This is a genomic window from Pseudoflavonifractor sp. An44, assembly GCF_002161675.1.
GTDB classification, from domain to species: Bacteria; Bacillota; Clostridia; order Oscillospirales; family Oscillospiraceae; genus Enterenecus; species Enterenecus faecium.
The window spans coordinates 58,615-72,514 of the sequence record NZ_NFIH01000007.1; the positions used below are offsets into that span (position 1 = coordinate 58,615).

Annotated in this window: 6 protein-coding genes; 4 read left to right on the top strand and 2 right to left on the bottom strand. The window is 59.7% G+C overall.

The window, feature by feature from the left end; genetic code table 11:
- Positions 1–301: 301 nt before the first annotated feature.
- Positions 302–4,819 carry a beta-N-acetylglucosaminidase domain-containing protein gene (locus tag B5F98_RS04905; RefSeq protein WP_087369995.1) on the top strand — a complete coding sequence of 1,506 codons (4,518 nt, stop codon included), beginning with the start codon at positions 302–304 and terminating at the stop codon, positions 4,817–4,819.
- A 77-nt stretch (positions 4,820–4,896) separates the two neighbouring features.
- A complete protein-coding gene (locus B5F98_RS04910; protein ID WP_087369997.1) occupies positions 4,897–8,862 on the top strand; it encodes a family 20 glycosylhydrolase in 3,966 nt (1,321 codons plus the stop codon).
- Between the two features lie 100 nt (positions 8,863–8,962).
- On the opposite strand, the gene B5F98_RS04915 is transcribed toward B5F98_RS04910, so the two are convergent.
- Together B5F98_RS04915 and B5F98_RS04920 are read right to left on the bottom strand one after the other, a co-directional pair.
- Entirely contained in the window at positions 8,963–9,157 is a 195-nt protein-coding gene (locus B5F98_RS04915; RefSeq protein WP_087369999.1) for a hypothetical protein, read from the bottom strand.
- A gap of 171 nt (positions 9,158–9,328) precedes the next feature.
- Positions 9,329–10,477 (bottom strand): GDSL-type esterase/lipase family protein, encoded by a 1,149-nt coding sequence (locus B5F98_RS04920; protein WP_087370001.1) that lies wholly within the window; start codon positions 10,475–10,477, stop codon positions 9,329–9,331.
- Between the two features lie 182 nt (positions 10,478–10,659).
- On the opposite strand from B5F98_RS04920, the gene B5F98_RS04925 reads away from it, so the two are divergent.
- Positions 10,660–12,033 carry an MATE family efflux transporter gene (locus tag B5F98_RS04925; protein WP_242961601.1) on the top strand — a complete coding sequence of 458 codons (1,374 nt, stop codon included), beginning with the start codon at positions 10,660–10,662 and terminating at the stop codon, positions 12,031–12,033.
- A 287-nt stretch (positions 12,034–12,320) separates the two neighbouring features.
- Positions 12,321–13,859: an ATP-binding cassette domain-containing protein gene (locus tag B5F98_RS04930; RefSeq protein ID WP_087370003.1), complete on the top strand. Its 1,539-nt coding sequence runs from the start codon at positions 12,321–12,323 to the stop codon at positions 13,857–13,859.
- Positions 13,860–13,900: the final 41 nt, after the last annotated feature.

Sequence of the window (13,900 nt, forward strand, 5' to 3'; positions counted from 1 at the left end):
TACAATAGGTGGGTAAAGGCCTGGAATGGGTATCGTTTCCCCCGTCCCCTTTTCCAGCGCATAATCCTCACAAATTGTCAACCCCGTACCGAACCGCAAGGCACAGTTGGAGGCTTCCCCCAAAGTGTTGGAGTGTCGTTTTCCCTTTCCTGCGTTCTGGTGGGGTTTTCCTTTGTATGGACCAGAGATGGCAACAGGGCGGCCATAGACCCCCTTTTACCATAGATGAGAGCATAGGAGGCGAAAACAGCAAACAAGCGAAAGAAAGAAAAGGAGCAATCTTGACAAAGGAGGAACTATCTTGAACAAACTCGTAAAGTGCATCACAGGTGCAGTCCTGGCGGTATGCATGGTCACCACCGGTATGCCGGGCCTGGGACTGCTCTCCCAAACCGCCCAGGCTGCCGCCGACACCAATCTGGCCCTGAACAAGACCGCCACGGCCAGTGATGTGGAGTCTGGTACCAGCTTCACCGCTGACAAGGCTGTGGATGGCAACTCCAGCACCCGCTGGGCCACCAACGCCGACAGTGCAGGCACCGCTCCCAAGTGGCTGCAAGTGGATTTTGGCACCACCACCACCTTTGATACGGTGGATATCTCCTGGGAGCAGCAGAACATCGTGGAGTACAAGCTGGAGGTGTCTGACAACGCCGACAGCTGGACCACCGTGTTTGAGCGCAACTCCAACCCCACCACCAAGGACGAGAGCATCTCCCTGGAGGCTCCCGCCGTGGGCCGCTATCTCCGGGTGTACGTCAGCCGCTACGACCAGGCCGACTGGAAGTCTGTGTCCATCTTTGAGCTGGCTGTGTACAACTCCAAGGATGACACCCCCGATGTGTCCGGCGGCAACTACACCATCTACCCCACTCCCCAGAAGGTGACCGATGAAGAGGGCACCATCACCCTCACCGACACCATCAACGTCATCCAGGGTGAGGGCATCGACACCGTCACCGCCAACCGCATCAAAGAGGTTCTCACCGACAACGGGTACACCACCCAGGTTGCCGACCAGGCCTCTGAGACCAACACCAACCTGTATGTGGGTATCAACGGCTCCGGCGACGCCGCCGACACCTATGAGGGTGTGCCCAAGGATGTGTTCACCGAGGGCGAGAACAAGTACGACATGCACGTGGTGAAGGTGTTTGAAAACGGCGACATCGTTATCCTGGGCCAGGACAGCGACGCTGCCTACTACGGTCTGGCCACTCTGAATCTGATGCTGGAGCAGACCACCGACCGCCAGATGAAGATCTCCACCTTTGAGGACTACTCCTTCCAGAAGTACCGTGGCTGCGTGGAAGGCTACTACGGCTACCCCTGGAGCGTGGAGGGCACTCTGAGCTGGTTCGACTTCGCCAAGCGCTACAAGATGAACATCTTCCTCTACGGCCCCAAGACCGACCCCTATCACCTGGGTCAGTGGGACGAGCCCTATCCTGAGACCGTCACCGAGGAGGAGTCCGCCATCGGTATCCGCACCCGCAGCGAGATGCAGCAGTTTGCTGAGAAGGCCACCGAGTGCAACGTGGACTTCGTCTGGGTGGCTCACCCCGCCATGAAGAAGCCCATTGACTTCACCAATGAGGAGACCGTCAATGAGGGCGTGGACCGCCTGATGGCCAAGTTTGCGGATATGTACGACCTGGGCGTACGCCAGTTCGGCATCTTCGTGGACGACATCTCCAACTCTGAGGCCGCCCGCACCTGCGACATGCAGATCTACATGCTCAACACCACCCAGGAGCGTCTGTATGAGACCTACAACGGCGAGGGCACTGCAGCGGAAGACCATGTAAAGGGCCTGTTCTTTACCCCTGCTTGGTATACCACCGGTTCCAGCGGTGCTTCCACCTACATGCCCAAGTTCCGCAATGTGCACGAGGACATTGAGATCTGCTTTACCGGCAGCGACGTGTTCTCCAGCATCAGCAACACCTCTGCCACCACCTTTAAGAATTGGATTGGCCGGGACCCCGTGCTGTGGTGGAACTACCCCGTCAACGACAATGTGGACAACGTCTACTACACCAACCCCATCAACCACTACTACTCCCTGGACTCCAACCCCACCAGCCTCAAGGGTGTGCTGTCCAACCCCATGAACTACTCCGAGTCCTCCAAGGTGGCGTTCTTCGGCATCGCCGACTACACCTGGAACCCCAACGCCTTTGACGCCATGGAGAACTGGGAGAACTGCTTCGACGGCATCTTCCCCGACGACCCCGACATGGCACAGGCCCTGAAGGTGGTCTACGGCAGTCTGAACACCAGCTATGAGCCCGCTGAGCTGACCCGTCTGTACGCTCAGTACGGCAGTGGCAGCGCCACCGCCGCCGCCAGCCTCATGGAGAAGATGTATGAGATCGTGGACTCCATCGAGAAGCTGGAGACTCTGAAAAACAGCGACGATCCCGTGGAGCGCCTGCTGGTGGAGGAGGCTCAGCCCGCCTTCAACAAGCTCTATGACATGGCCGCTGCCATCGGCGGCGCTATGGCGGTGGAGTCCTCCGACGATCCTCTGGTGCAGACCCACGGCTACTACCTGGCCAAGGCCGCCTATGAGCGTCTGAGCATCTATCGCAACCCCCGCTATCAGATCATCGCTCTGGAAGGCTCCGGCGCTGACATCTACTACAGCACTTGGGAAGCTGAGCCCTCCAACGGCAAGATGAAGGCCTTTGTGGAGACCGCCATGAATGCCATTGCCGATTTCGACGTCACCTCTCTGGACACCAGCGCCGCGGACATCCAGTCCGTGCAGATTCTGCCCAATGAGAACGTGGAGGTCCGTCAGGGCACCACCTGCCAGTTCACCGCTCAGGTCACCGCCAACGGCGAGAACCTCAGCGACGTGATCTGGACCGTGGAAGGTAACACCGGCGAGAACACCACCATGAACTTCAATGGCATCCTGACCATGGATACCAACGAGCTCTCCCCCACCGTCACCGTCAAGGCTGTCTCCGCCTATGACGAGACCGTGTTCGCCACCGTGGAAGTAAAGGTCACCGACCGCATCTATGTGGATCCCACCATCCCCACCAACCAGGCCTACGGCGCCGCCATTCTGGGTGGCTCCGGCAATCCCGGCGTGGGCGGCGGCCCGGAGAACCTCTTCGACGAGAGCGAGGACGGCTCCAAGTGGTGCCCCGGCGACAACACCCGCTACAACCAGTGGGCCGCCTTCGACCTGGGCGCAGACAAGACCATCTCCTCCTGGCAGACCGTCCACGCAGGTGTGGAGCACGAGCTGGACATCTCCTCCAACTTCTCCCTGCAGGTCCTCAAGGACCCCAATGCCACTGAGGAGCAACTCCACGACAAGTCCTACCTGGGCAACAGCGCCAACTGGGTCACCGTGGCCGAGTATGTGAACAACACCGAGAACATCACCACCTATGAGTTCGAGGAGCCCGTGACCGCCCGCTACTTCCGTCTGTACATCGCCGACGGCTGCCAGCCCGGCGTGCCCTATGCCGCCACTCGTATCTATGAGTGCCGTCTGTTCGGTGTGGACACCGCCACCGTGGAGCGCACCCACAGCCTGACCATCGCCGACGGCATTGCCAACGGCACCATCACCACCGACGCCGCCAACTACGAGGAGGGCGCCAAGGTCAACGTGTACGTCACCCCCGACGAGGGCTACCGCCTGAAGGAGGGCACCCTGAAGTACAACGACACCGTGATGGAGGGCACCAGCTTCCTGATGCCCGCGGAAGACGTGGTCATCACCGCCCAGTTCGAGGTGGATTCCGGCACCGAGCCCACCGTGGACAAGACGAAGCTCCAGGCCGCCGTGGACGAGGCCTCCGCTCTGAAGGAAGCCGACTACACCGCCGAGACCTGGACCGTGTTTGCCGCCGCTCTGGCCGACGCCCAGACTGTCCTGGCCAATGACGAGGCCACTCAGAAGGACGTAGACGAAGCTCTGACCGCCCTCAACGCTGCTGTGGAGCAGCTGGAGAAGGTTCAGGAGCCCGGCCAGGAGGCCAACAAGCTTCTGCTGCAAAAGACCTATGACTACGCTCTGACCCTGGACACCACCGGCGTGGTGGACTCCGCTGTGGCCGTCTTCCAGAAGGCTATGGACGAGGCCAAGGCCGTGCTGGACGACCCCAACGCCACCCAGGATCAGGTGAACACCGCTTGGGACAACCTGCTCACTGGCATCTGGTCCCTGGGCCTGAAGCAGGGCGACAAGACCATGCTGGAGGTACTCATCGTCAAGGCTGAGTCCATGGTAGCCAACCAGAGCAAGTACATGCCCGACCACTGGCAGGAACTGCTGGACGCTTTGAATGCCGGTCAGAAGGTCATGGACGACGGCGATGCCCTCCAGGGCGATGTGGAGACCGCTGTGGAGGCTCTGATGAACGCCATCCTGGCCCAGCGCTACAAGGCCGACAAGTCCATCCTGGAAGACCTCATCGGCAAGGCTGAGAGCATCGACCTGACCGGCTACACCGCCGAGTCCGTGGCCATGTTCCGCTCCGCTCTGGCCTCTGCTCAGTCCGTGCTGGCTGACGAGACCCTCTCTGAGGACGACCAGGCCACTGTGGACAACGCCGTGGCCGCTCTGTCCGCTGCCATGGACGGCCTCACCGCCGGTGGTGCTCCCGAGACCACCGACAAGCCCGTGGCCTCTGAGAAGCCTGAGACCACCGACAAGCCCCAGGCCACTGAGAAGCCCGAGAACGTGCCTCAGACGGGCGACGAGGCCATGATTCAGATTTGGGTGGCTCTGGCCCTGGTCAGCACCGCCGCTCTGGCTCTGGCTGTGACCAAGAAGAAGCACAACGTGTAAGCCCTTCCCCTTCTGTACCGCTCCGCCCACCGGGGCGGGGCGGTATAGAAACCTGACATCGGAAAGGATTTGAAACAATGAAAGCAAAGAACAAACGGGTGGCCGCCCTGGCACTGGCCACCGCCCTGACCTTCAGCCTGTCCGCCCCCTTTACCCTGCCCCAGGCTCGAGCCACGGACAACACCTCCGTGTCCATGAACGTGCGCAGCAGTGAGGACCTGGCCACTCTGGTCAACCCCATTGTCCAGAAGTACACCGTGGACGATTCCCAGCAGACCTGGGTGATGTCTCCCTCCACCCGCCTGGCTGTGCTGGCCACCCAGGAGAACGTGGAGAACGAGCGTCTGGCCGAAGTGGTGAAGCTGGTCAACTCCGAGTTTGTGGAGAAGGAAGTGGTCTCCTCCACCCCCTTCACCATGGTGTACGCCAACGAGGAGGACGTGGCTTCCGCTGATGTGCTCATCAAGCTGGACACCGACAGCTCCCTGTATGACGGCTCTGAGAGCACCGAGGCCTATCGCATTGACATCGGCGCCGACGGCGTGGTCATCACCGCCGCCAGCGAGAACGCCGTCATGTACGCCCTGCGCACCATCCAGAACTACATGGTGGCCAACGACGGTCTGCCCTACGGCACCATCGTGGACTATCCCGACGTGGCCGAGCGCCGTCTCCATGTGGACTGTGCCCGTAAGTACATCAGCAAGGACTGGTTCATCCGCCAAATCCGTGAGATGTCCTTCCTGAAGATGAACGCCATCCAGATCCACTTCTCTGAGAACCTGGGCTTCCGCATTGAGTGTGAGACCGACCCCTCCATCGTCTCTGACGAGTACCTGACCAAGGACGAGGTGCGGGAGATTCTGGCTGAGGCTGAGAAGTACGGCGTGAAGGTCATCCCCTCCTTTGACAGCCCCGGCCATGTGGACCAGATTCTCCGTGCCCACCCCGAGTATGGCCAGATCAGCAACAAGGGCTCTCACTACAAGTCCGGTTTGGACGTGACCAACCCTGAGGCTGTGGAGTACATCTACTCTCTGTACGATGAGTACATGGAGCTGTTTGAGGGCTGCACCGACTTCCACATCGGCGGCGACGAGTACATGGAGTTTGACCGCGCCCCCTTCACCACCGAGTACAAGAGCGTGCTCAACGACTACGCCAAGAAGACCCTGGGCTCTGAGTACCAGTGGAAGGACGTGCTGGCCAACTACATCAACGAGCTGGCCGAGTATGTCCACTCCAAGGGCTTCACTCCCCGTGTGTGGAACGACGGCCTGTACTACGGCGAGAATTCCTGGGAAGGAGCTCAGCGCATTGTCATGCACGACTACATCGGCATTGACTTCTGGTCCCAGATGACCTGGAACCGGGACATCGCCAGACTCCAGACCTTCATCGACAAGGGTCACGACACCATCTACAACATCAACTCCAGCTTCTTCTACTATGTGCTGCGCAACGATAAGCCCACCGACGGCCGTGAACAGCACTCCTTCGATGTCCTGAACCAGGACAAGAACATTTTCGAGAACTGGACCCCCGGTAAGTTCTCCTCCAACACCATTGCCGATGATCACCCCTCCATCAAGGGTGCCGCCATGGGCATCTGGTGCGACAACCCCACCCTGGTGGATGAAGACGTGATCACCGAGGACATCGCCGACGAGCTGCGTGCTCTGGCCTCCAAGGCCTGGAACGTGGAGAGCAACGCCACCATCAACTTCGAGCAGTTCAAGGAGAACTATCAGGTGCTGGGCAACGTGGCTGGCTTTGAGAAGGGCTCCACCCTCCCCGACGCCGGTGAGTTCCAGAGCGCTGAGAGCCTGGGCACCGTCACCCTGCGGTACGTCAGCGACACCGGCAAGGTGCTCAAGGAGGACGTGGTGAAGTACGGCACCATCGGCAACGACTACTCCTTCACCGCCGACGACATCTACGGCTACAAGCTGGTGAGCGAGGGCACCGTCTCCGGCACCTACTCCAAGGAAGGTGACGTGTACACCTTCACCTACACCCTGTTCACCGACAAGACCGATCTGGGCGCCGAGCTGGAGGCAAAGCTCAACGCCGCCGACTACATCCCCGCCACCTTCGCCGAGTACCAGACCGCTCTGGACGCTGCCCAGGCCGTGTATGACCAGGAGGACAGCGAGCAGCTGGCGGTGGACGAGGCTCTGGCCGCCCTCACCGAGGCCAAGGCCAAGGCCGTTCTGCTCAAGAACTTCGCTCTGTATGTGGAGACCCAGTTCCCCCTCACCGACATTGGCTATCAGTCCGGCTACACCGAGTACAAGGCCGCTGTGAACGCTGCGGAAGAGGTTCTGTACTCCCAGGGCAATGACGCCCAGGCTGTGGCCGCCGCCCTGGAGTCTGTGAACACCGCCAAGGCCGCTCTCATGCTGCCCGACGGCAACACTCCCACCGTCACCGCCACCGACAGCTACTATCAGAGCTACAGCTATGACAAGATGCTGGACGGCAACCTGAACACCAAGTGCTGGTTCGAGAAGGACCAGGAGGCTGGCAAGGAGTTCGTGTTCACCTTCCCCCAGGCTGTGAACATGTCTCAGATTCGCGTGGTGCAGCCCAGCAACGTGGGCGCTGACATTCTGGAGGGTGCCGACGTTCAGGTGTCCACCGACAAGGAGACCTGGACCACCGTGGGCCACCTGGACAGCTCTTCTTCTGACACCACCATCGAGTTTGACTCCACCGTGGTCAAGTACGTCCGAGTTCTGCTCACTGCCACCAAGAAGAACTGGTATCAGATCTCCGAGGTTCAGTTCACCTACGAGCAGATTCCCGAGGACACCACCGTCCGGGACATCATCGCCGAGGCTGAGGCCATCGACATCACCGGCAAGGATGTGGCCGCCGTCAACACCATGATCGACGCCCTCATCGAGGTGCAGAAGCTGTACGCCGAGGACAGCAAGGACACTGCTGAGGCCGTGGCTGCCCTGCGTACTGCCATCGACCAGCTGACCGACACCGACGAGCCCGCCACCGAGGCCAGCAAGGCTCTGCTGCAAAAGGTGTATGACTACGCCGCTGCCCAGGATACCAGCAACCTCATCCCCACTGTGGCCGCCAAGTACCAGGCTGCTCTGGACCAGGCCCAGGCCGTTCTGGCTGACCCCAACGCCACCCAGCCCGAGGTGGACAAGGCCACTGAGGACCTGTTCGAGGCTGTGCACCTGCTGGACTTCACCCAGGGTGACAAGGAAGCTCTGAACCTGCTCATTGAGCGGGCCAAGGAAATGGTGGCCAACGAGGACCAGTACATGGACACCAACTGGCAGATGCTGCTGGACGCCCTGGACAAGGCCGAAGCCGTGTCCGCTGACCCCGACGCTCTGCAGTATGAGGTAGACGCCGCTTATGCCGCCCTGCTGGAGGCCATTGAGGCTCAGCAGCTGCGCTGCGACAAGTCCATGCTGGAGCTGCTCATCGACCGTGCCAACGGCATGGTGGAGAATGCCGACAAGTATGTGGAGACCAACTGGCAGATGCTGCTGGATGCTCTGGAGAAGGCCCAGACCGTCTATGACGATCCCAACGCCACCCAGGCTGAGGTAGAGACCGCCTGTGATGAGCTGCTGGAGGCCATCATGGCCCAGCGCTTCAAGGCCGACAAGTCCATCCTGGATGACCTCATCAACCAGGCCGAGAACATGAACCTGGACGGCTATCCCGCTGAGGCTGTGGCCACCTTCCGCACCGCTCTGGCCAATGCCCAGGCTGTGATGGCGGACAACAGCCTGTCTGTGGACGATCAGAAGACTGTGAACGACGCCGTGGCTGCCCTCACCGCCGCCATGGACGGCCTCACCGCCGACGGCACTCCCGAGACCACCGACAAGCCCGAGGCCTCTGCCAAGCCTGAAGCTTCCAGCAAGCCTGAGGCCACCACCAAGCCCGAGAAGGTGCCTCAGACCGGCGACAACAGCCACCTGGCCGCTTGGGCCACGGCTGGCGTGATCTCCCTGGCTGGCGCCGCCTACGTGGTGACCCGCCGCAAGGACGAGGCCGACCAGTAATCCCCTTGCAACGATCTCAAGCCCCCCTTGAGTCGTCAAAAGCCCCCGCCCTCCGGCGCAAACCGAAGGGCGGGGGCTTTTCATCTCTCTACAATTGGTATTACCATACTTGGCGGCGTACCTGGAGGCTCTCCAACTGGTGGACCGCCTGGGTGCACCGGGCCATGTGGTAGCGGAGATAGGCCTTCTTGGCCTCCCGCTGCTCCTTCTGCCTGCGCTGGAACAACAGCCAGTTGGCACAGGTCTTGTGGCACCCCTCCTGGTAGCTGGGACAGGTCTTCTGACAAGGCAGCATAACAATCACCACTCCTAGAGATTCTTCCTAGTCTATGGTCTCCAGTATAGTCTCCCGTCCTGCCACTCGCCATCCAACTTGTGTAAAGTTCCTGTGAAGGTTGTGTGCACCGAACAGCCGGGGCAACAGAGCGGTCCTCTGTCCCCCGGCGTTTGTCTTTCTCATGATTGATCAAGATTCGTGTTTTCCACCCTTGCGTCGGTTCAGCAAAATGGTAACTGCTACCAGACAGGCTCCCGAGATACACACCAGAATCATCCAAATCACCAGATCACTGGTATCTCCGGTTGCCGGAGGCTGCTGTGCCTGGAACACGTCCTGTGTTTGGACTGGGGGTGTGGGTGTCTGGGTTGCGGCAGGATTGCTCACATCTCCCTGGGGCTGATCTTCCACCACCACATCCTCCGTGGGCACGATGACCTGCTGGGCCAGGAGGTCGGTGACCTGCTGGGCAATGAGCCCATGTCCGTATGCATTGGGGTGGAAATCCAGGTTCAGTTTTACAGGAATGGATACAGAGGCATTACAGGGGTTTTCGTGGGCGGTTTCAAAGGCATCATACACCTTGGCCACCGCACACTCCTGCTGCTGTGCCACCGCAGCGATCACGTTGTTGATGTCTGCCACTCCCGCCCCAAAGGCAGCGCACAGGCTCTGGGCCGAACTGGCGAAGATGGGGTTCTTGGACAGCTCCTTGACCAAATAGCTGTACGGGTTGTACTGCTCCACCACCACCAGCTGAACCTGGGGATTCTCCGCGCGGATATCCAAGACCATCTGGGTCAAGTGGGTATGAAAGTCGGCCAGCGCCTGGGTGGCCCGCTCCGAATTGGAAAACCCAGGTCCTACTTCCAGGGCAAAGGTGAGAACGCCCATATCTCCACCCATGACAGCATTCTTCATGTCCTCCTGGGTGGTGGGGTTCTCGGGGTTGCGCTGGTTATACGCATCGGTCAGATAGGCATACAGGGCGTTCATCAGATCATTGCCGCCCACCGTTATGGTAATGATATCCGCCTGGGAAACCGCTGCGGAAACCTGGTCTGTCTGTAGCTTGTCCAGCAGAGAGGTAGCCGTCTCTCCATCCTGGGCCAAATTGGTCAACTCCAGGCCATTGTCCTGGGCCACCCGCTGGGCAAAACTCAACGTGTCCTCTTCCAGCCCGTACCCGGAGGAAATGCTGTCGCCCAGAGCCACATAGCTTGTCCCATTCTCAGACTGCGCTTCGGCCATGAGCACCAGGCACAAAAACAGAGCCGCCGATACCGCCACCCCCAGCAGCTTTTTCACCAGACCACCTTTCCCATTGGTCGATTTCATCAAACAATTGCTCCTTTCTGTTCCAATGCGGGTATTTTAATACACGAAAAGGCGACTCGTAAATCGGCCGAAAGTATGATGCTCCCCTCTTGTGCCACGGGCGCCCCTCCTTATCTTGCCCTTTTCTGGGGAAAGGCGTATAATAAAATAATACAAATTTTCAAAGGAGGGGAGTTTTACCCTTGAACCCCAACGACAAAACCCAGCTCTTTGAATCCACTCCCATTCCCAAGGCCATTGCCACCCTGGCCATCCCCACGGTGATGAGTTCCCTGGTGATGGTGCTGTACAACCTGGCAGATACCTTTTTTGTGGGTATGCTCAATGATCCCATAGAAAACGCCGCCGTCACTCTGGCCGCTCCGGTTCTGTTGGCCTTCAACGCCGTCAACAACCTCTTCGGCGTGGGCAGCTCCAGCATGATGAGCCGCGCTCTGGGACGAAAAGACTACGACACCGTGTATAAGAGCTCTGCCTTTGGCTTCTACTGCTCCATTCTCTGCGGCATGCTCTTCTCGGTGTTCTATTTTCTCCTGCGTGTGCCCCTGTTGACGGTGTTGGGTGCCGACGCCCAGACCGCCGCCAGCACCACCGGGTATCTGACCTGGACCACCGGACTGGGGGCCGTTCCCGCCATTTTGAACGTAGTCATGGCCTACTTGGTGCGCTCAGAAGGCGCCTCCCTCCACGCCAGCATCGGCACCATGAGTGGATGTCTGCTCAACATCATTCTCGACCCCATCTTCATCCTCCCCTGGGGCTTCCACATGGGGGCGGCCGGAGCTGGTCTGGCCACCTGCATCTCCAACTGTGTGGCCTGTCTGTACTTCTTTGTCCTGCTGTGGGTGCGCCGGGGCAACACCTTTGTGCGCATCCACCCCAAGCACTTCACCTTCCAAGGTGACATCGTCAAAGGAGTGTGCGGCGTGGGCATCCCCGCCTCCATCCAAAACCTGCTCAACGTCACGGGCATGACGGTGCTCAACAACTTCACCGCCCCCTTTGGCGCCAATGCCGTGGCAGCTATGGGCATCTCCTACAAAATCTACATGGTACCCATGTATGTGGCTATGGGCCTGTCTCAAGGTCTCATGCCCCTGGTGAGTTACAACTACGCCAGCCGAAACTACCGGCGTATGAAGCACGGCATCACCTTTACTGCCAAAATCTCTGTGTCCTCCCTGGTGGTGGTCACCGCCTGCTACTTCCTTTTCAGTCCCCAGCTCATCACTCTGTTTATGAGCAACCCGGAGGTAGTCTCCTACGGCAGCTCCTTCCTGCGGGCCATGTGTCTGGCTCTCCCCTTCTTTGCCACCGACTTCTTGGCGGTGGGTGTCTTCCAGGCCTGCGGTCTGGGACGGAACTCCCTGATCTTCGCCATTCTCCGTAAGGTAGTATTGGAAATTCCCGCCCTGTACATGCTCAATCGACTCTTCCCCCTGTATGGCCTGGCTTGGGCCCAGTTCTGTGCCGAGGTCATTCTGGCCATTGCGGCCGTGGTCACTCTCAGCCGCCTGTTCCGGCGCTTGGAAGATGGGCTGCACCACACTGCCTGAGCCGCCCTCTCTTGACGGCAGATTTTATCTGTGCTACACTATTTTTAATCTCATACGCAAAGGGTGAAAGTATGAACAAGTAAACTGTTTCCTGTCATGATTGTATACCAGTGTTTGGTCCATGAAGCCATGGGCCTTGGTTTTCGTGACGCGAGGAACAGTTTACTGACCACTCTGTCTGGGGAGATGTTCTCCCTTTGTACAGGGTTTGCCTTTCGTTGCGTCAGTCTGTCCTCGTGTCATGCGAGGACAGACTTTTTTCTTTGCTGCGAAAGGAGCGATTGACCATGATGCAAGTAAAACACCTCACTATCACCCACAAAAAAGACCTCACGGTCCTGGTGGACGACCTGAGCTTCGTGCTGGGTTCGGGAGATCGGGCCGCCATCATCGGCGAGGAGGGAAACGGAAAATCCACGGTACTCAAGCTTCTGTATGACCCCGCCCTGGTGGAGGCCTATGCCGACTGGACGGGAGAGGTCATCGACCACGGATGCCGCAAGGGGTATCTGGCCCAGGAGCTCTCCCCGGAAGCACTGGAGCTATCGGTACTGGACTACTGCCGCTCCACTCCCGCCTTTGAGGATGCCGACCCCAGAGAACTCTCCCGCACCGCCCGACAGCTGAGGCTGGACGAGGGGCTGTTCTACGATTGGCGGCCCATGTCCACCCTGTCCGGGGGTGAACGGGTGAAGCTGCGCCTGGCTCTGCTGTTGCTGGCCCAGCCCGACCTGCTCCTGTTGGACGAGCCGTCCAACGATCTGGATGTGGAGACCGTGGAGTGGCTGGAGGAATTTCTCCTCTCCTGCCCCGTCCCTGTGATCTATGTCTCCCACGACCAGCTGCTGCTCACCCGCACCGCCAACGTGGTCATCCATCTGGAGCGGCTGCGCCGCCGCACCACCGCCCGGTGCTCGGTATCCAATCTGGACTATGCATCCTATACCGCCCAGCGCCAGGCGGCCTTTGCCCAACAGGAGCAGATCTCCCGGAAGGAGCACGCCCAATACCAGGCCAAGCTGGAGACCTATCGGAAGATTCGGGACAAGGTGGACCACCAACAGGCCACCATCTCCCGGCAGGACCCCCACGGCGGCCGTCTGCTGAAAAAGAAGATGCACACGGTGCAGGCCATCGGCCGCCGCTTCCAGCGAGAGGCGGAACAGATGACCCCCATGCCTGAGTGGGAGGAGGCCATCCTGGCCGCCTTTGACCCGGTCAAGGCTGCACTGCCCGCCGGAAAAACGGTGTTACGCCTGGACCTGCCCCAGCTCACCGCTGGAGATCGGGTATTGGCCCAAAACATTCATCTTTGGGTGACTGGCCCTGAGAAGATTGGCATTATAGGCCCCAACGGAGTGGGCAAGTCCACCCTGCTCAAGTTGTTGGCAGACCAGCTTTTGCCCCGGGACGACATTCGGGCCGCCTATATGGCCCAGAACTACTTCGACCAGCTGCCCCGGGGCCTGACTCCCGTGGAGATTCTGGCCCCCTCCGGGCGGAAAGAGGACATCACCCGGGCCCGCACCCTGCTGGGGTCCATGAAGTACCAGGCGGAGGAGATGGACCATCCCGCCGCCTCCCTCAGCGGAGGCCAGTGTGCCAAGCTGCTGTTTCTGGCTATGGTGCTCCGTGGCAGCAATGTCCTGTTGCTGGACGAGCCCACCCGCAACTTCTCTCCCCTCTCCGCCCCAGTAATTCGCCAGGTTCTGGCGGAGTTCCCGGGAGCCATCCTCAGCGTGTCCCACGATCGGCAATACCTCTCCCAGGTGTGCCAGCGGGTGCTGAAACTGACCCCCAACGGGCTGGAAGAAGTAAATCACTAGACAAAATACCCCCGGCTGTCAATACATACAGCCGGGGGTAT

Bases quoted from the DNA above. Each gene is read 5' to 3' on its own strand.
- B5F98_RS04920 (WP_087370001.1), bottom strand. From the start codon at position 10,477: ATGAAATCGACCAATGGGAAAGGTGGTCTGGTGAAAAAGCTGCTGGGG.
- B5F98_RS04915 (WP_087369999.1), bottom strand. From the start codon at position 9,157: ATGCTGCCTTGTCAGAAGACCTGTCCCAGCTACCAGGAGGGGTGCCAC.
- B5F98_RS04910 (WP_087369997.1), top strand. From the start codon at position 4,897: ATGAAAGCAAAGAACAAACGGGTGGCCGCCCTGGCACTGGCCACCGCC.
- B5F98_RS04930 (WP_087370003.1), top strand. From the start codon at position 12,321: ATGATGCAAGTAAAACACCTCACTATCACCCACAAAAAAGACCTCACG.